The sequence below is a fragment of the Nocardia sp. NPDC004722 genome (genome assembly GCF_053601505.1).
The window spans coordinates 1-17,636 of sequence record NZ_JBSGBY010000105.1 but is presented as its reverse complement, the minus strand read 5'-3'; the positions used below and the strand labels follow the sequence as shown (position 1 = coordinate 17,636).

The 17,636-nt window shown below is 69.4% G+C and carries 16 protein-coding genes and 1 pseudogene; 10 read left to right on the top strand and 7 right to left on the bottom strand.

The window, feature by feature from the left end; genetic code table 11:
• Positions 1-232 (bottom strand): annotated as a pseudogene (locus ACWELQ_RS13440) (hypothetical protein); the annotation flags it as partial.
• Between the two features lie 132 nt (positions 233-364).
• Here ACWELQ_RS13440 and ACWELQ_RS13435 point away from each other — a divergent pair.
• From ACWELQ_RS13435 to ACWELQ_RS13420, 4 genes are all read left to right on the top strand, one after another.
• The gene (locus ACWELQ_RS13435) at positions 365-1,492 is read left to right on the top strand and encodes an ABC transporter substrate-binding protein (protein ID WP_452397314.1); all 1,128 of its coding nucleotides are present in this window, start codon (positions 365-367) and stop codon (positions 1,490-1,492) included.
• A gap of 43 nt (positions 1,493-1,535) precedes the next feature.
• The gene (locus tag ACWELQ_RS13430) at positions 1,536-2,555 is read left to right on the top strand and encodes a FecCD family ABC transporter permease (RefSeq protein WP_452397313.1); all 1,020 of its coding nucleotides are present in this window, start codon (positions 1,536-1,538) and stop codon (positions 2,553-2,555) included.
• Between the two features lie 49 nt (positions 2,556-2,604).
• Positions 2,605-3,537, top strand: a complete 933-nt coding sequence (locus ACWELQ_RS13425) for an ATP-binding cassette domain-containing protein (protein ID WP_452397312.1) — start codon at positions 2,605-2,607, stop codon at positions 3,535-3,537.
• A gap of 158 nt (positions 3,538-3,695) precedes the next feature.
• The gene (locus ACWELQ_RS13420; protein WP_452397311.1) at positions 3,696-5,762 is read left to right on the top strand and encodes a cytochrome c oxidase assembly protein; all 2,067 of its coding nucleotides are present in this window, start codon (positions 3,696-3,698) and stop codon (positions 5,760-5,762) included.
• On the opposite strand, the gene ACWELQ_RS13415 is transcribed toward ACWELQ_RS13420, so the two are convergent.
• Positions 5,759-8,011, bottom strand: a complete 2,253-nt coding sequence (locus ACWELQ_RS13415) for a heavy metal translocating P-type ATPase (protein ID WP_452397310.1) — start codon at positions 8,009-8,011, stop codon at positions 5,759-5,761. The two genes, ACWELQ_RS13420 and ACWELQ_RS13415, sit on opposite strands and share 4 nt — an antisense overlap.
• Positions 8,012-8,029: 18 nt before the next feature.
• The gene (locus tag ACWELQ_RS13410; protein WP_452397309.1) at positions 8,030-8,746 is read right to left on the bottom strand and encodes a zf-HC2 domain-containing protein; all 717 of its coding nucleotides are present in this window, start codon (positions 8,744-8,746) and stop codon (positions 8,030-8,032) included.
• A 151-nt stretch (positions 8,747-8,897) separates the two neighbouring features.
• On the opposite strand from ACWELQ_RS13410, the gene ACWELQ_RS13405 reads away from it, so the two are divergent.
• The 3 genes from ACWELQ_RS13405 (at position 8,898) to ACWELQ_RS13395 (ending at position 10,729) form a co-directional block, all read left to right on the top strand.
• Entirely contained in the window at positions 8,898-9,425 is a 528-nt protein-coding gene (locus ACWELQ_RS13405) for a sigma-70 family RNA polymerase sigma factor (protein WP_452397316.1), read from the top strand.
• Positions 9,426-9,635: 210 nt separating this feature from the next.
• Positions 9,636-10,109 carry a hypothetical protein gene (locus ACWELQ_RS13400; protein WP_452397308.1) on the top strand — a complete coding sequence of 158 codons (474 nt, stop codon included), beginning with the start codon at positions 9,636-9,638 and terminating at the stop codon, positions 10,107-10,109.
• A 35-nt stretch (positions 10,110-10,144) separates the two neighbouring features.
• Positions 10,145-10,729: a hypothetical protein gene (locus tag ACWELQ_RS13395; RefSeq protein WP_452397307.1), complete on the top strand. Its 585-nt coding sequence runs from the start codon at positions 10,145-10,147 to the stop codon at positions 10,727-10,729.
• Positions 10,730-10,832: 103 nt separating this feature from the next.
• On the opposite strand, the gene ACWELQ_RS13390 is transcribed toward ACWELQ_RS13395, so the two are convergent.
• Positions 10,833-11,339 carry a GNAT family N-acetyltransferase gene (locus tag ACWELQ_RS13390; RefSeq protein ID WP_452397315.1) on the bottom strand — a complete coding sequence of 169 codons (507 nt, stop codon included), beginning with the start codon at positions 11,337-11,339 and terminating at the stop codon, positions 10,833-10,835.
• Between the two features lie 50 nt (positions 11,340-11,389).
• Positions 11,390-13,489: an NAD-dependent DNA ligase LigA gene (gene ligA, locus ACWELQ_RS13385; RefSeq protein WP_452397306.1), complete on the bottom strand. Its 2,100-nt coding sequence runs from the start codon at positions 13,487-13,489 to the stop codon at positions 11,390-11,392.
• 120 nt (positions 13,490-13,609) lie between these two features.
• On the opposite strand from ligA, the gene ACWELQ_RS13380 reads away from it, so the two are divergent.
• Complete coding sequence (locus ACWELQ_RS13380; RefSeq protein ID WP_452397305.1) at positions 13,610-14,029, top strand: PPOX class F420-dependent oxidoreductase; 420 nt, start codon at positions 13,610-13,612, stop codon at positions 14,027-14,029.
• 54 nt (positions 14,030-14,083) lie between these two features.
• Here the strand turns inward: ACWELQ_RS13380 and ACWELQ_RS13375 are convergent, their stop codons facing one another.
• Complete coding sequence (locus ACWELQ_RS13375; RefSeq protein WP_452397304.1) at positions 14,084-14,887, bottom strand: ArsR/SmtB family transcription factor; 804 nt, start codon at positions 14,885-14,887, stop codon at positions 14,084-14,086.
• A 180-nt stretch (positions 14,888-15,067) separates the two neighbouring features.
• On the opposite strand from ACWELQ_RS13375, the gene ACWELQ_RS13370 reads away from it, so the two are divergent.
• Complete coding sequence (locus ACWELQ_RS13370) at positions 15,068-16,291, top strand: AAA family ATPase (RefSeq protein WP_452397303.1); 1,224 nt, start codon at positions 15,068-15,070, stop codon at positions 16,289-16,291.
• Between the two features lie 44 nt (positions 16,292-16,335).
• Positions 16,336-16,749, top strand: coding sequence for a hypothetical protein (locus tag ACWELQ_RS13365; RefSeq protein ID WP_452397302.1), 414 nt, complete (start codon positions 16,336-16,338; stop codon positions 16,747-16,749).
• A gap of 6 nt (positions 16,750-16,755) precedes the next feature.
• Here the strand turns inward: ACWELQ_RS13365 and ACWELQ_RS13360 are convergent, their stop codons facing one another.
• Positions 16,756-17,574 (bottom strand): hypothetical protein, encoded by an 819-nt coding sequence (locus ACWELQ_RS13360; RefSeq protein WP_452397301.1) that lies wholly within the window; start codon positions 17,572-17,574, stop codon positions 16,756-16,758.
• Positions 17,575-17,636 lie beyond the last annotated feature (62 nt).

The window sequence follows — 17,636 nt, the reverse complement described above, 5'->3', positions numbered from 1 at the left end:
GGTCCAGGCGGATTCCTGCGCCTCGGTGTTGGTAGGCGGGCTCGTAGTACGCCTCCGGCGTGCCCAATCGGCGGCCGAGCGCGAGGAATCCGGCGACGTCGAGATCCAGCCCGCGCAGCAACACGATCTTGTCGCGGTAGACCGTCTTGCGCAGCAGCTGAACGTCTTCGGCGTTGTCCGGGTCGAAATTCTCGGCCACCAGGCCCATCCCCGGCTGCGGTGTCAATCTCACGGGTTCCTCCGATCTCGGTTGCGGCCAACGGAAGGGGTCGCGGTATCGGTTCGCCCGGTTCCCCGGCGGCGCGGGTTTGTGATCTGTTCGACAGCCGGGAACCGGAGCGCGCCGGAATCCGACGGCTGTGGTGTGCTCTCCGCAATCCGCGCGACGTCGCGCCTCGCTCCCGGACCCCGTCCCCGCCGCCTCGGCACCGCGTTCGTGCTGGCCGGAACCCTGCTGGCCGGTGCGCTGTCCGGCTGTGGGACCGCGACGAAAGACGCCGCGCCCGCCGATCTTTCGCAGGCTCCCCTGACCGCCGCCAAGACCGCCTATCCGCTCACGCTCGACAACTGTGGCCGCAGCCTCACCTTCGACAAGGCGCCCAGCCGGGTGCTGCTCACCAACGGCGCGTCGGTCGCCGAGGCCGAAAGCTTCATCACCCTCGGTTTGCAGGACCGCGTCGTGGCCAACAGCCAGTCCTACGGCATCTCCGATCAGCCCGGCATGGCCGACGCGGTGGCGGCGCTGCCCACCGGCGGGCTCACCCTCAACGAGAACAGTGCGGTGCCGCGCGAGCAGATCCTGGCGCGCAAACCGGATCTGGTGGTGTCCACCTGGTACGGCGAATTCGACGACAAGATCGGGTCCATCAGCCGGGACGCGCTGGCGGCGGCCGGAATCCCGGGGTTCGTGGATCCGGCCAACTGCGCGCTCGGCAATCCGAACGCCACCGCCGCGGACAAGGAGAAAGCCAAGAGCCAGACCGTAGACGCCTCCTTCGACCTGCTGCTCACCCTCGGGCGGATCTTCGACGTACAGCAGCGGGCGGTGGATTATGTTCAGCAGCAACGGGATCGGATCGCGGCGACCCAGCAGCGGGTCGCCGGGCAGTCGCGCCCCAACGTGCTGCTGGTCTACCCCGGCATGGCGGCGATGAACTCCAACGGACTGCCCGCCGTCTTCGGCGGCGGCATCTACGACGATGTCATCAACCGAGCAGGCGGGCGAAACCCCTTCGGCGGCAAAAGTTCCGAGGAACTCGCCGACGTGAACGCGGAAGCGCTGGCCGCGAGCCCGGTCGATCTGGTGGTGATCGGCCGCTACCGAGCCGACGAGGACGCGGCGAAGATGGCCGACGAACTGTTCACCAAGTTCCCGCAGTGGGCAGCCTCGAAGAACAAGAAGTTCATCACCCTGTCCGACAGCCCCTACCTCGGCCCCCTCAATGCCGTCGCCATCGAGAAAATCGCCGATGCGCTTCACCCGCGCGGCTGAGCGCCGGTCCAGGCTGACTCCGACGTCCGGCGGTCCGCATCCGGTGTCTCGCAGGGCTTTCGGGCCGCTGGTCGCCGCGCTGTGTGGCGGGCTGGCGGTTGCGATCGTGGGGGCTGTCGCCTTGGGCACCGTCAGCGTCTCGCCCTCGGAGGTGCTGCGGGTGCTGGGCGCCCATCTGTTCGGCGGCGCATCCGCAGATCCGCTCACCGATCAGATCGTGTGGAGTTTCCGCGCGCCGCGTGTGCTGCTGGCCGCGGTCGCGGGGGCCGGGCTGAGCTTGGCCGGACTGTGCCTGCAGAACCTGGTGCGCAATCCGCTGGCCGACCCCTATCTGTTCGGCGTCACCTCCGGCGCGTCGCTGGGGGCGGTGCTGGCCATGACCACGACGGCGGTGGCGGCCACCGGATTCGGGGTCACCGGAAGCGCTTTCGTGGGGGCGCTGCTGAGTCTGGCGCTGGTGTTCGCGCTGGCGCAGCGGGGCGGGCGATTGCTCGGCGCGGATCTGCTGCTGGCCGCCATCGCGGTGTCGTACCTGGGCACGGCCGCGACGAGCTATTTGCAACTGCGCGCCAAACCCGCCGAACTGCGCGGCGTGATGTTCTGGCTGCTCGGGTCGCTGACCGGCGCGAGCTGGTCGAGCCTTATCGCGCCGACGGTCGCGGTGGCGGCGGGGCTGGTGGTGCTGCCCGCCCTCGCCCGTGGCATGAACGCGCTCGCCCTCGGCGATGACACCGCGGCCGGGCTCGGCATCAACCCGAACCGCCTGCGCATCTGGCTGCTGGTCGTCTCCGCCCTGCTCACCGCGACAGTGGTCGCCGCGGCGGGCGGCATCGGCTTCGTCGGCCTGATCGTCCCCAATGCCGCACGCCTGCTGGTCGGCCCGGATCACCGCCGCGCCCTACCGGTTTCGCTCCTGCTCGGCGCGATCTTCTTGGTGCTGGTGGACCTGGCGGCCCGAACCGTGGACCGCCCCAACGAGATCCCGATCGGCATCCTGACAGCGGCCCTGGGCGCGCCCGCCTTCCTGGTGCTGCTGCGACGTGGAAGGAGCCGCGCACTATGAGAAATGCGCAGCACGCCAAGAGAATGCGCGGGATCGCGTGAGGATCTCCGTGACCGGGCTCGGGGTCACGATCGATGCCGCGCCGATTCTGAGCGCCGTGGATCTCGAGATCGCGCCGGGCTCGTTCACCGGCCTGGCCGGGCCCAACGGATCGGGCAAGTCCACCCTGCTGCGCTGCCTGTACCGCGCACTGCGGCCCAGCGGCGGCGTGGTGTCCATAGGCGACGAGGACGTGTGGCGCACCAGCGCCCGCCGGGCAGGGCAGCGCACCGCGGTCGTCGCCCAGGACCATGGCCTCGACCACGGCTTCTCAGTGCTGGAAATGGTTGCCATGGGCCGGATTCCGCACCAGGGCGCGTTCGGCCGCGACAGCTCGGCCGACCGGGACATCGTGCACACGGCACTGGAACGAGTCGGCCTGGCCCACGCCACCGGACGCGTCTTCGCCTCCCTCTCCGGCGGCGAACGCCAGCGCGCCCTCCTCGCCCGCGCCCTCGCCCAGCAGACACCGGTACTGCTGCTCGACGAGCTCACCAACCACCTCGACCTCGGCGCCCAACTCGAATTGCTGGAACTGGTCCGAGATCTCGGCCTCACCACGGTGGCCGCCCTGCACGACCTCGACCACGCCCTCGCCTACTGCGACCACCTGATCCTGCTCGCGAACGGCGAGGTAGTGGCCACCGGCCCACCCACCGAAACCCTCACCCCCGACCGAGTCGCGGCCCTGTTCGGCGTCCGCAGCCGCATCGTCAACCACCCCCTCACCGGCCGCCCCCATTTGGTCACAGCCCCTCCCGCCACCACGTCGGCGGACCCCGAACCCGCGACGGCCGCACCTGACCCCAGCCTGGCGCAGTCCCACCCAACACCGGCGGTGCCCGAATCCGAACCGGCCCCACCGAAATCCGCCCGGGCCAAGTCCCAGCCCGAGCGAGCAGTGCCCGAACCCACCCCTGCAGAAAGGGATCCCCTCGGATGACCGAACCCGCGAGCAGCGAGACCGGCTCTACTCCCAGCTCGTCGCGCTCGTCCCGGCCCACCGGGCGACCTGATGACGCGGCACCGTCCTCCGAGCTTCCCGGCCAACACGCCTGTCGGACAACACCGTCCGGGAGCGGCGACCACCACAACGCACCGATGGACCTCTCCGAGACCGGCAGTCGAACCGGCGGCGGGGCAGCACTTGCCGGGGCCGGTGAGCGACGCGGTGGCGAGGTAGCGGCTGTCCAGACCGGTGGGCGAGGTCAGGGCGTGACGGTGTCGGTCGGGGCGGCTTTGGTCGGGGCGGTGGCGCTCGTGGTCGCGGTCAGCGTCACCGTTGGGGATCGTGCGTATCTCGACCAGGGTCTGTCCTATCCGGGCGGGGCGGCCGCTGCCACGTATGCCCTGTTGCGGTTGATCGCTTGTCTGGCGGGCGGATTCACGCTGGGGTCGCTCGTTTACGCCTTGTTCTGCGCCGCCCCTACCGAGGGCGGGCGGATGGGGGTGGATGGGTATGCGGCGGGGCGGATCGCGGAACGGGCCGCGATGGTGTGGGCGTTGAGCGCGGTTGTGCTGGTGCCGGTCACCGCGGCGGACGCGGCAGGGATGTCGCTCGGGACCGCCGTGCGACTGCGGGCGCTGCCGCCGCTGATCGAGGCGGCCGAGAAGCCCAAGGCGTGGCTGGTGGTGGCCGTGCTGACGGTCGCGGTGGCGGTGCTGTTGCGATTGACGTTGTCGTGGAACAGCTTGTTCGGGCTTGCGGGAATCAGTGCGGTGGCGGTCATCTCACCGGCGGTGGTCGGCAATGCCGGGGAGGGGCCCAACCATGACTACGCGACCGGCGCGGTCATTCCGTTCACCATCGCGCTGTCGCTGCTGGCCGGGGTGAGCTGGAACGTCCTCGGTCAGTGGCGGCGCGTCGGCGGGCCCGAGAGCGTGCGGCGGTTCCAGGTCGCGCTGCGGCGGTACCGGATCATCGTGGCCGTGGCGATCGGCGTCATGATCCCGACGGCCGGGGTGCTCATGCTGATCCTGGACCCGCCCAGCGCATTCGGCGGAAGCTACTCCTGGCTGGCGCTGGGCGCGGCACTGCTGCTGGCCGCCCACCTGGCACTGATCTGGTGGCTGGGTCGAGCGGCATCCCGATCACCGTTCATCCCATCCGTCTTGGCCAGCGCGGCGGCGACCGAGGTGGTGTGGCTGGGTATTTCGGTCGCCATGGCGATCCAGCCCGCACCGGCGTTCGCCAACCGCTCGTTCACCGCGCTGCAGGTCTTCCTGGGCTTCGATCTACCGCATCCGCCGGATGTCTGGCGGCTGTTCACCGTCTGGCGCTTCGACGTCGTCCTGGGCACGGCCGCGATCCTGCTGGCCGCCGCCTACCTCGCGGGAGCACGCCGCCTGCACCGTCGTGGCGACGACTGGCCACGCTGGCGCACCCTGTCGTGGACGCTGGGCTGCCTGGCGCTGCTGCTGGTGACGTCCTCCGGTATCGGCGCGTACGGGTACGGCATGTTCAGCGTGCACATGATGACGCATATGGCGCTCAATATGTTCATCCCGGTGCTGTTGGTGCTGGGTGCGCCGGTGACACTGCTGCTGCGCGCCGTACCGCCCGCCGGGCGCGCGGGGCAGCCGGGGCCGCGCGAATGGGTACTGTCGCTGATGCATTCGCGGTTCACCCGCGTGCTGAGCAATCCGATCGTGTCGCTCATCATTTTCGTGGTCTCGCTGTACGGCCTTTACTTCACGCCGCTGTTCGATCAGCTGATCCGCTTCCACTGGGGGCACCTGCTGATGAACATCCACTTCCTCATCACCGGATACCTCTACTACTGGGCCATTATCGGCATCGATCCCGGGCCCAAGCGGCTGCCACATCTGGGCCGGTTGGGCATGTTGTTCGCGATCATGCCGTTCCACGCCTTCTTCGGGGTCGCGGTGATGTCCTCGGACACCCTCATCGGCGCGGACTTCTACCCGCAGCTCCAATTGGGTTGGATGCACGACCTTTTGGCCGATCAGCGCCTCGGCGGCACGCTGGCCTGGATCTCCGGTGAGGTGCCGGTGCTGCTGGTGGTGGGCGCGCTGCTGTCGCAGTGGGCCAAGCAGGAGCGCAAGGAGGCGGCCCGGTTCGACCGGCACCAGGAGGAGTATCCGGAGGACGATGAGCTGGCCGCCTACAACGCCATGCTCGACCAGCTCAGCGCCCGCCGCCGCTAGCTCCGACCCCGAAAGTTCCGCAGCCGCAGGCTGTTCCACACCACGAACAGCGACGAGAACGCCATCGCGCCGCCCGCCAGCAGCGGATTCAGCAGGCCCGCCATCGCCACCGGGACCGCGGCCACGTTGTATCCGAACGCCCACATCATGTTTCCGCGAATGGTGCGCAGGGTGGCGTGGGCGAGCTCGATGGCGTCGGGCACCGCGGCCAGGTCCTCGCGCACCAGGATCATGTCGGCCGCGCCGATCGCCACATCGGTGCCGCGCCCGATGGCCAACCCCAGATCGGCGGTGGCCAGGGCGGGACCGTCGTTGATGCCGTCACCGACCATCGCCACCCGGTGCCCCTGCGCGCGCAGGCTGCGCAGCACCTCGACCTTGCCCTCGGGCAGCACCTCCGCGATCACCTCGGAGATACCTACCTCGTCGGCGATCGCCTGGGCCGCGAAGGCATTGTCGCCGGTCACCAGCAGCGTGCGCAGGCCCAGCCCGTGCAGCCGCGCGACCGCGTCGGCCGCGCCCGGCCGAGCAGTATCCGCAACCGCGAGCACCGCGACCGCGCGACCGTCCACCGCGAAGTACACGGCTGTGCGCCCGAATCGCTGCTCCCGCTCCAACACTCGCGCCAGCGCCGAAGGAATGGGCACGCCCGCCTCGGCGAACAGGGCCGCGCGACCGATCAATGCCGCACGACCGTCGACCTGCCCGCGCGCGCCCAGTCCGGGCAGCGCCACGAAATCGGTGACCTCGGGCAGTGATTCACCGGCCGCGCGACCGTACGCGGTGATCGCGGCGGCCACGGCATGCTCGGAGGCCGCCTCCAAACCGGCTGCGAGAACGATGATCTCGGCGCGGTCCTCACCCTCCACGGTGTGCACCGCCACCACGGTCATCGCGCCCTCGGTGAGCGTCCCGGTCTTGTCGAACACTACCGTGTCGACCGTCCGGCTGGCCTCGAGCGCGTCGTGCCCCTTGATGAAGACACCCAGTTGAGCGCCGCGCCCGGACGCCACCATGAGCGCGGTGGGCGTGGCCAGTCCGAGTGCGCACGGGCAGGCGATCACCAGCACCGCCAGGCCCGCGCCGATCGCCGCGTCCAGACCCGCGCCGCTCACCATCCACCCGGTGAAAGTCGCTGCGGCCAAGGCCAAGACGACCGGCACGAAGACCCCGGAGATGCGGTCGGCCAGCCGTTGCAGCCCCGCCTTCCCGGCCTGCGCCTCCTCGACCAGCCGAATCATGCCCGCGAGCCGGGTCTGCGCGCCGACGGCCGCCGCCTCGACCACCAGGCGACCGGTCAGCGACACCGTGCCGCCGGTGACGGCCGAGCCGGGCCCGACCTCGACCGGCGTCGACTCCCCCGTCATGGCGGAGGCGTCGACACTCGAATGCCCCGACACCACCAGGCCGTCGGTGGCGATGGTCTCGCCCGGCCTGGTCAGGAACCGCGCGCCCTCGGTCAATTCCTCGATGGGCACGGTGATCTCGCGGTCGTCGCGGGTCAACACCGTGACATCCTTCGCGCCCAGCGCCGCCAGGGCGCGCAATGCGCCACCGGCGCGACGCTTGGCCTTCGCCTCGAAATACCTTCCGGCGAGCACGAAGACGGTGACGCCGCCCGCGACCTCGAGATAGATGGAATCCGCGTGCAGGATCGCGTTCCACACGCCGTGCACCGGCGCCGGATCGCGGTCCCGGAACAGCAGCGTGACGATCGACCACAGTGTCGCCGAGGTGATGCCCAGCGATACCAGGGTGTCCATGCTGGTCACCCCGTGCCGCAGCCCCGCCAGCGCACGCCGGTGCAGCGGCGCGGCCGCCCATCCGACGATCGGCGCGGCCAGCCCCAGCAGAATCCATTGCCAGCCGGTGATTCTGGTGCTCGGCTCCACCGCGAACATGATCGACAGATCGGCCAACGGGAAGAACAGCAGCAGCGCCACCAGCAGTCGCCGGAACAGGTCGGCGGCGGCCCGGTCCTCGGGCTCGGTGTCGAGTATCGGTGTCGCGCCGGTGATCTCGCTCGCGCCGAAACCGGCCGCGATCACGGTGTCGCACAGCTCGCGCGCGCCCAGTTCCGGCGGCGCGTCCACGGTCGCCACCCCGGTGGCCACGTTCACCGCCGCGGTCACCCCGTCGAGCCGGTTGAGGGCCCGCTCCACGCGCGCCGAACAGCTGGCGCAGCTCATGCCGGTCACCGCCAGCCGCACCCGTTCGGGAGCGGGTGCGAGCAGTGTCGAATTCCCCACAGTCACAGTCTCTTTCGTCTAGGCGGCCGGGTCGTGCCGGGACAGGTGTGAGGTGCGGCGGCCACCGCGACCGCCCTGCGGCACCGGGACGGGCTGATGCTCGCGCCCGCCGCGCTCCGGCTCGCCGTCCAGGTGCCTGCGCAGCAGCACCGCCACCGCCAGCCCCGCGACCACCACCAGATGCGAGGCCACCCGGGCCAGGGTGGTCTCGTGCCGGGCCAGGTCCAGGACCACGAACAGGCCGACGACGCCCGCGAAACCGGCCAGGATCGGGATCAGGCCCGCCGCGGCGCGGGTGCGCAGCGCGCAATAGACCATGCCGATGCCCAGGGCCAGGTTCCACGCGGTGCTCTCGTTGAACAGATGCCCCGCGCCGGACTGCCCGAGATGGTCGGTGTGCACGCCCATTCCGGCACCCGCCAGCTGCGCGATGCCCAGCGCGCACTGCACCGCGCCGATCGCGCCGAGCAACAGTCGCAGCCGCTCGAGCCGGTCATCGCGATCGCCCGGCAGCACACCTTCGGCAACCGCGCGGGTCACGATCAGGTCGGTGAGATCGGGGGTTGGCGTCACCGGGCGCATACGCAGTCCCCGGGTGGCGGCCACCGCCGCGTGGTACCACTCCGCGCACCCGGCGCACTCTTCGAGATGCGCGTCGACCTGCGCCGACGGCACCGGCTCGGGTTCGCCGTCGATGCGCGCGGACAGCGCTTCCTGACACACTTCGCACTTCACGTCGAAAGGTGTCGGATATTCGGGGCACAAAGTTCCCGGGTCCCACTGTGACATTGTCGGCAGTCAGCGAGTTTGCCGGTCGGCGTGCGGATCCGACTATGGTGAGCCGGTGCACTCGGCGTCCAATGATGCCCGGATCGATGTGCTCGCGATGGCCGCCGCGCAGGGTGACAGGCGCGCCACCGAGCAATTCATCCGCGCGACCCAAACAGATGTGTGGCGCTTCATCGCGCACCGGACCGACGCCGGCCGTGCCGACGACCTGACCCAGGACACCTACCTCCGAGCCCTCGGCAGCCTGCATCGCTTCGAGGGCCGCTCGACCGCGCGCGCCTGGCTGCTGTCCATCGCGCGGCGCGTGTGCGTCGACGAGATCCGCACCGCCATGGCGCGACCGCGGGTGTCGTGGAGCGCGGACTGGGAGGAGGCCGCCGACCGCGGTCGCGCCGGAGCCGATGCCGCCGTGCTCGAATTCGCCGAGGTGAAGATCATGCTCGCCGCGCTCACCGACGAACGTCGCGAAGCGCTCATCCTCACCCAGGTGCTGGGGTTGTCGTATCAGGAAGCCGCCGAGGTGTGCGGCTGCCCGACCGGGACCATTCGGTCCCGCGTGGCCCGCGCCCGCGAGGATCTCATCGCCGCGGCGCGCGGCGACGACGCGGCCGACGCCCGGGGCTGAACCCGGCAACGCCCGAGGCTGAGCTCACACTCGCCGGGGGTTGGTCTGGCGAAAACCCGCACTGTGGGCCGGTTCACCGTCATCTACGTAGGCACTTAGTAGATTCTCAGCGTTTACCTACTATTCAACTACGTAGGTCATCTACGGTCTTACTTAGTAGATGAGTCACCCGACGTGACCTGAACCGGCAAGCAGAGAGGCAATGTCGCCATGCAGCAAGCCCATCGATCACGCCCCACCGTCCGCCGCCTCGGCCTGATCCTGGCCCCCCTCGCGGGCGCGGCCCTCGCGGTCCTCGCCGCCGGGCCCGCCACCGCGGAATCCCTGTCCCGCGGCGGCTTTTCGACCGGCGCGGCAACGTCCGACTCCGGACCGCAACGCGGCGGCGCGGACGCCAAGCGCGCGGAAGGCCCGGCGCAGTCCGACGGCAATCCCGGCCAGCGCGGCATCGTCACCCACGGCGACGACCACACCGGCCTGCACGACAGCGACCCCTTCGGCTACATGCACACCGATATGAATCCCGTTCTGCAGAACCAGCATCCGCGCGCCGTGGACGACTTCTCGCAGACCGCGCCGCAACCGCTCAACGGCCGCGCGGGCAATCCGGCGGGCTGGACGCAGAACTGGAACGACGACGGCTCCGGCTACACCGTCTGCCCCGCCCTCGCCAGCCACTGCTGACCCGACCCGCGCCACGAGAGCCCACGGAGTCCGAAATGCCTTCCACCGCAAGCACACTGCCGAACACCTCAGCCGCCGACACCGACACCGCAAAGTCCGGAAAGGTGCGCCGCCTGGGCCGGGTGGCCGCCGCGCCCATGGCGATCGCCGCCCTGGCCGTCGCCGGACTGCCCCTGGCCGCCACCGCCGAAGCCGAACCCGGCGAACGCAAGTCCCGCCCGAGCGCCGGATGCCTCTGGGCCGGAAAGACTTACGCCGAGCAGAGCACCGTCCGCGCGGGCGGCACCACCTTCCGATGCGGCACCAACGCCGGTGCCCCGTACTGGTTCGCAGGCCAGGCGGCGGGAACGATCACCCCCGCCCCCAGCCCCGGAGCGGTGGCCTCCCCCGTTGGCCAATTCAGCCCCGGCGCAAGACAACCCGGCACCAGCTACACCGACTACTGCGTCGGCAACCAGCTCATCCCCGGCACCGACGACGTCTACCAGGTAGTCCGCGTCCCCAGCGGCGCGACGCTCTGGAAGGCCGCCCAGCCCATCTCGGAATGGAAATTCGACGGCAACCGCCCCGCCGACACCTGGCGCACCGCCGCCCTCTGCATCGACGGCGTCCTCACCTAACCCCAGACCCGGCCCGTACCCCTCATCTGCGGGCCCGCGAGGTTGGCTGGCTCGGCCCCCGTGGCCGAGCCGGTCCACCGACCCCGCCGGGAACGGCTATCCGTCAGACGGTCAGGCGCATGACGGTCAGCGGCGTTCCGGCCATGGTGCGCCAATCACGTTCCGGGACATGGACGAAACCGAGGCGGTCGTACAGGCGACGGGCATCTTGCATGGTCGGCATGGTGGTGAGCACCACCGCTTCGAAGCCTTCCGCGCGCGCCGTGTCGATCACCCGGTCCAGCAGCGCCGTTCCCACGCCCAGCCCGCGCGCGTGCTTGGACACCGCCAACATCCGGAACTCCATCTCCCCAGGCCGCGCGATATCCGCGAACTCGGTGCCCGGCCGGGCCAGGGTCAGCGAACCGAGCAGTTCCTCGCCCCGGACCGCCACCAGGATCTCGGCCGATCCCGCGCGCGTGGCCGTGTCCGCGAGCTCGGCGACATACAGGCTGTCGGGGTTCACATGCCCCTCACCCACGTAGACCTCGACGGTCAGGTCACCGACCGCTTTGAAATCCCCGACCTCGGCGTCCCGAATCACTACGCCGTCGCGTTCGCCCGCGCCCATCACCACAACTCCATCCTCATCGCACCAACGACACCCGTCGGGAGTCGTACTCAGTCAACCGCTTTCGGGTCCTCGGAGACGGCTTCGGGGCCGCCTTCGAGGAGTTTGGCGAAGCCTTCCTCGTCGAGGATGGGGACGCCGAGCTCCTCGGCCTTCTCCGCCTTGGAGCCGGGCGAGTCGCCGATCACCACGAAAGCCGTTTTCTTCGAGACGGATCCGGCGGCCTTGCCGCCGCGGATGAGGATCGCCTCCTTCGCGCCGTCGCGGGTGAAGTTCTGCAGGGAACCCGTCACCACGATGGACAGGCCCTCGAGGTTGCGTTCGATGGATTCGTCGCGCTCGTCGACCATGCGGACACCGGCGGCCGCCCACTTGTCGACGATATCGAGATGCCAAGGGACGGTGAACCATTCGGTGACCGCGGCGGCGATGGTGGGGCCGACGCCGTCGGTGGCGGCGAGTTCCTCGGCCGACGCCTCGCGAATGGCGTCCATGCTGCCGAAGGCGGTGGCCAGGGCGCGGGCCGCGGTCGGTCCGGCGTGGCGGATGGACAGGGCGACCAGGACCCGCCACAGCGGTTGTTCCTTGGCGGCCTCCAGATTCTCCAGCAGGCGTTTGCCATTCGCCGACAGGGTGCCGTTCTTGTTGGTGAACAGCGTGGTGGTCAGCAGCGTGTCGGCGTCGAGGGCGAACAGGTCGCCCTCGTCGGCGATGGCGCCCGATTTGAGCAGGTCGACGGCGGCCTCGTAGCCGAGCGCCTCGATGTCGAAGGCACCACGCCCGGCCACGTGAAAGACGCGCTCCCGCAACTGCGCCGGGCAGTACTGCTGATTCGGGCAGCGAATATCGGCGTCGCCCTCCTTGGCCGGGGCCAGCTCGGTGCCGCATTCGGGGCAGTGCGTCGGCATGACGAAGGCCCGCTCGGACCCGTCACGGGCATCCACCACCGGGCCCAGCACCTCGGGGATCACGTCACCGGCCTTGCGAATGGTGACGGTGTCGCCGATGAGCACGCCCTTGCGCTGCACCTCGGAGGCATTGTGCAGGGTCGCCATGGCCACCGTGGAGCCCGCCACCGTGACCGGGGCCATCACCGCGAACGGCGTAACCCGGCCCGTGCGACCGACATTCACCTGAATGTCGAGCAGCTTGGTGGTCGCCTCCTCCGGCGGATACTTGTAGGCGATGGCCCAGCGCGGCGCGCGCGAGGTCGAGCCGAGGCGGCGTTGCAGGCTGAATTCGTCGACCTTCACGACCTGGCCGTCGATCTCGTGCTCGATATCGTGGCGGTGCTCGCCCCAATAGTTCACGCGATCCACCACCGCGTCCGCGCCCTGCACCCGCACGGTGTGGGCCGACACCGGCAGCCCCCACGCGGCCAGCGCCCGATACGCCTCGTACTGCGATTCCGGCGCGAAGCCCTCCAGCCGCCCGAACCCGTGGCAGATCATCCGCAGCCGCCGCCGCGCCGTCACCGCCGGATCCTTCTGCCGCAGCGAACCGGCCGCGGTATTGCGCGGATTCGCGTACGGCGCTTTGCCTTCCGCCACGATGCTGGCATTGAGCGCCTCGAAGTCGGCCAGCGTCATGAACGCCTCGCCGCGCACTTCCAGGAGTTTCGGCACCGGGAAGTCGTCGCTGTGCAGCAGCTCGTGCGGAATGTCCTCGATGGTGCGCGCATTGAGGGTGACGTCCTCACCCGTGCGTCCGTCGCCGCGGGTCGCGCCGCGCACCAGCTTGCCGTCCTCGTAGACGAGGTTGAGCGCGACCCCGTCGATCTTCACCTCGCACACGTAGTGGATGTCGGACCCGGCGTCGGCTTCCACCTTGGCGATCCACTGCCGCATCTCCTCGGCATTGAAGACGTTGTCCAGCGAGTACATCCGCTCGAGGTGATCGACCGGCGCGAACTCGGTGGTGAACCCGCCGCCGACCAGCTGGGTCGGCGAATCCGGGGTGCGGAGATCGGGATGCGCGTCCTCGAGCGCCACCAGCCGGTTGAACAGCTCGTCGAACTCGCCGTCGGTGATGATCGGCGCGTCCCGCACGTAGTAGCGGAACTGGTGGTCACGGACCTCCTCCGCCAGCCGCTGCCACTCGACCCGCTCGTCCCCGCTCGCCGCGGTGATCTCGTTGCCAGATTCGCTCACCCCGGTACTTTATCTCGCCCGACCGACAGGCTCGATCAACATTCCCGCACGTCGCGACACTATCGAGACGATTTCACCGGGTCCGGGAACACCCTCGCGAGCGCCCGGGTTGCTGCTGTCATGGACCTCGCCAAGGCACTCGATTTCGCGCGCTCCCACCACCGTTCGGTGCTGACCACCATCCGCCGCGACACCCGCCCGCAACTGTCCAATGTCACCCATTGGACCGGCGACGACGGCATCGTCCGCGTCTCCATCACCGCCGATCGTGCGAAGTACCACAACCTCCTCCGCGAGCCCTGGGCCGCGCTGCACATCTCCAGCGACGACTTCTGGTCCTACGCGGTCCTCGAGGCCACCGCCGACCTCTCCCCCGTCGCCGCCGACCCCGCCGACGCCACCGTCGACGAACTCGTCGCCTACTACCGCGCGGTCAGCGGCGAACACCCGGACTGGGACGACTACCGCCGCGCCATGGTCGCCGACCGCCGAGTCATGCTGCGCCTCATCCCCACCCGCGCCTACGGCCTGACGCGCTGAGCCCGGCGACAGCGACCACCTTTCAATACCAACCGGTTTACCTGGTCGGGTCGGCTACTCCGCCGCGGTGAATTCCGGATGCGGCAGGGTCGCACCGGTTTCCAGGAGGCTCTTGAGGTTGGACAGGATGGCGGGCCAGCCCTGGCTGATGACCGGCAGGACCGTGCTCTGGGGCGGGAAGCCATCGTGGGTGACGGTGAGCTTCACGATCTCGCCCAACTCCTCGAGCTGGAAGGTGACCGTGGAGCGGGGTTCCGCGCCCCACACGGCGACTTGTTCGGCGGGCATGCCCATCGCCTCGGCGAAGGTCTCGTCGAAGGTGTGCCAGGTGTAGGACAGCTTGGTGTACGGCTCGGCGGCCAGCACCACCTGACCGGGATTGGCACCCGTCCAATTCTGCTGGTGCCAGACCATTTCCGAGCCGGGCTGCCAGTCGGTGTCGAAGGTCGCGCCCCAGTACTGCTTGGTGAAGGCCGGTTCGGTCAGTGCCTGCCACAGTTGCTTCGGGGTCGTTTTGATGTAGCTGACGTAGACGAAATCCTCGCTCATGGTGGAACCCTCCAATGCTTCTTTGAGATCGGCGAGCACGTGCACCCGCCCCCGGTGATAGCGGTTGATCCAGCGGTCGGCGATGGCATTGACCGGTTCGGGATTGAGATAGTGCAGCTTCTCGCGGCCGCGCCGTTGTGTCGCAATCAGATTGGCGGCCTCGAGCACCGCGAGGTGTTTGCTGACCGCCTGCCGGGTCAGGTCCAGTTCGGCGCACAGTTCGCCGAGGGTCTGACCATTGCGTTCCTCGAGACTGTCGAGCAGTCTGCGGCGGGTCGGATCGGCAAGTGCCTTGAACACATCGTCCACGTAGACACCTCACACTATCACCATAGGCAACCGGGAGGTTGCATGTTTCAGAATAGGCAACCGTTGGGTTGCCTGTCAATCCTGCCGTCCGGGTGCGACCGACCGGCATCGCCCGCATAGGGTGGGTCGCAATTACGGCCCGCTACCGGCAGGATGTCCAAGGTGTTGCGTAGTTTTCAGGTGACGAACCATCGGTCCCTCGCCGAGCCGCAGGAACTGCGGCTCACCCGGGGTAGCGGGCCGATCGCCACACCGGTCACCGCGGTGTACGGAGCGGCCGCCACCGGCAAGACCGGGCTCGTCGACGCGCTCGAGAAGATGCGCGACGCCGTGTTGAATTCGGTCACCGGGTGGGATCCCTACTCCGGTCCGGTGCGCACCCCGCACCTCGGATTCTCCGACCGCCCATCGGAATTCGTCGCCAACTTCGTCGCAGAGGGCTGCCCGTACACCTACGGCTTCCGCCTCGACAATGCCGACGTGGCCGCGGAATGGCTGCACTCGCACCCGCACAACCGCAAGCGGGTGGTGTTCGAGCGCGCCGGCGACGACATCCGCATCGGCCCGATGTTCGAGGCCGCCCGCTACGGGCTGGGCGCGGTGGTGCCGCTGGTGCGCCCGAACGCGCTGCTGCTCAGCCTGTCCGGGCAGTTGTACGCCGAGCCGCTGGTCCCGGCCTACCGTTGGTTCCAGTCGCTGCTGGAAGTTCAATGCGGACAACCGGATCCGTCGGAGATCGCGCACCGGGTGGGTTCGCACATCTCGCGCTCCACCGATCACGCGGTGCGGCTGCTGACTCTGCTGCGCGCCGCCGACCTGGGCATCACCGATCTGCTGCTGCCCTCGGACGACCCCATGTACGCGGACTATCTGCGCGACCTGGACACCGATATCGCCGCCACCACAAAGGAAATCGAGTCCTGCACCATCTCGGCGAACTACGCCGAGGAGCTGTTCCTCGAACACGGCATCACCGTCACCCTGCTGCAACGCGAACTCGCCAACCTCTACGCCGCGCGCGACGCCCTCTACTCCCGGATGGTGGCCCGCCGCGGCGTCGGCCTGGGGCTGACACACGAGGGCATCGAGACCGCCTTCGACATCGCCGACGAATCCAGCGCCACCCTGGCCATGCTGCGGCTGCTGCCGCCCATGCTGGACGCCCTCGACACCGGCGGCGTGCTGGCCGTGGACGATATCGACGCCGCACTCACCCCCGAGACCGCCGACAGCGTCATTCAGCTGTTCCAGAACCCCGAAACCAACACCCAGGGCGCGCAATTGGTGTTCACCACCGCCAATCGCACCCTCATCGACCGCGGCAACGGGCGCTCGCAGTCCAAGCGCACCACGGTGTGGCAGCTACGCCGTCAGCAGGGGCTGTCCGAACTCACCGCGCAGTAGCCGGTCGAGCGTGCTTGATCTCCGCCCCGCCTAGCATGGGGTCCATGGTCATCCAGCTGCTGCTCGTCCTGATGGTCGCCGTCGCCGTGGGCGCGTCGATCGCGTATTACCGCCGCGGTACCGGCAGTGTCGGGCGCGGGATGACCGGCGACCCCACCGGGTTCCTCGGCGGGCGCTCACCGGTCGGGCTCGAATCGGGGACCCTCTACCTCACCGGCGTGAGCCCGCACCCGAACGTCCCCGGCGAGCAGTACGTCACCATCACCGGCAGCATCTCGGGGCCGTCGGTGGTGGCGCACGAGGTGTACGGGCGCTTCGCCTGGGACACCGCCCAGTGGCCCACCATCGGCGACCAGATCCCCGTCGCGTATCCGATGGGCAAGCCGGACAAGTGGCAGCTCGACCACCCGGGCGCGCGACCCTACTTCGGGTCGAGGCGGCCGAAGAACCAGCAGTAGGGCCGCTCAGTCGTGGTGGTGGTCGCCGGTGTGGCCGGGCGCTGAATCGTCCTGATAGTTCGGCTGTTCCGGGAAGAAGAAGGCGTCGTGCGGCATCGGCGCGCCGGGCACGTAGTCGAAGGGCCGCTCGATGCCGGTGGCGGGCGGGCCGCCCTGCGGATCCAGCCACAGGTGCACGTCCCAGAAGCGGCCGTGGGTGGGTCCGAAGGCCCGGGTCGGCAGCGGGAACAGGTCCCCGGCACTCTGGCCGAGGTAGTCCTCCCGGGGCGGTTCGGCCACGAACCCGAAATCGGGGAAGGTGTGCACGCCCTGCTCGTGCACGAACCAGTCGCTCTTGCTGATGCACAGGTCCGGCGAAGTCGGATACACCCCGGGCGTGTACATGATGCCGTGCGCCCAGCCGATCAGCTCGTAGGGGAAGTTCGCCTCGTACGGATTGATCTGGGCGGCGAGTGAATCGTGTGAGACCGACCGATACACCGCCATGCCCGGATTGCCCGACCGCACTTCCTTCTCGAAGAGGGCCTCCGGGCGGGCGATGGCCAGACCGGTGTTCTCGAAGTTCACGTGCAGATGGGTCGGCAGCATCCAGCCCACCGCCGCCAGCGCGGCCACATCACCCCAGTCGTTCAACCGGGTGAGGTGGCCGAGCCGGGCGAGGAGCCGCTGCTGGTCCCGCATGAGCGAGGCCTCGCGCTCGGCTCCGGTGCAGTACCCGGGCTCGGGAGCCGGGTCGCCGGGGTCGGCCGCCGCGACCGCGGAACCCGTGATGAGCAGCGCGAATGCGGCAGCAAGCAGACCGGTCCTGCGCCAGACGTGAGCCATGGCCTGCAAACTAGCAATCATTCGGCAATCAGTTCCGGCAGTGCGGCGGCGTGTCCCCGGAT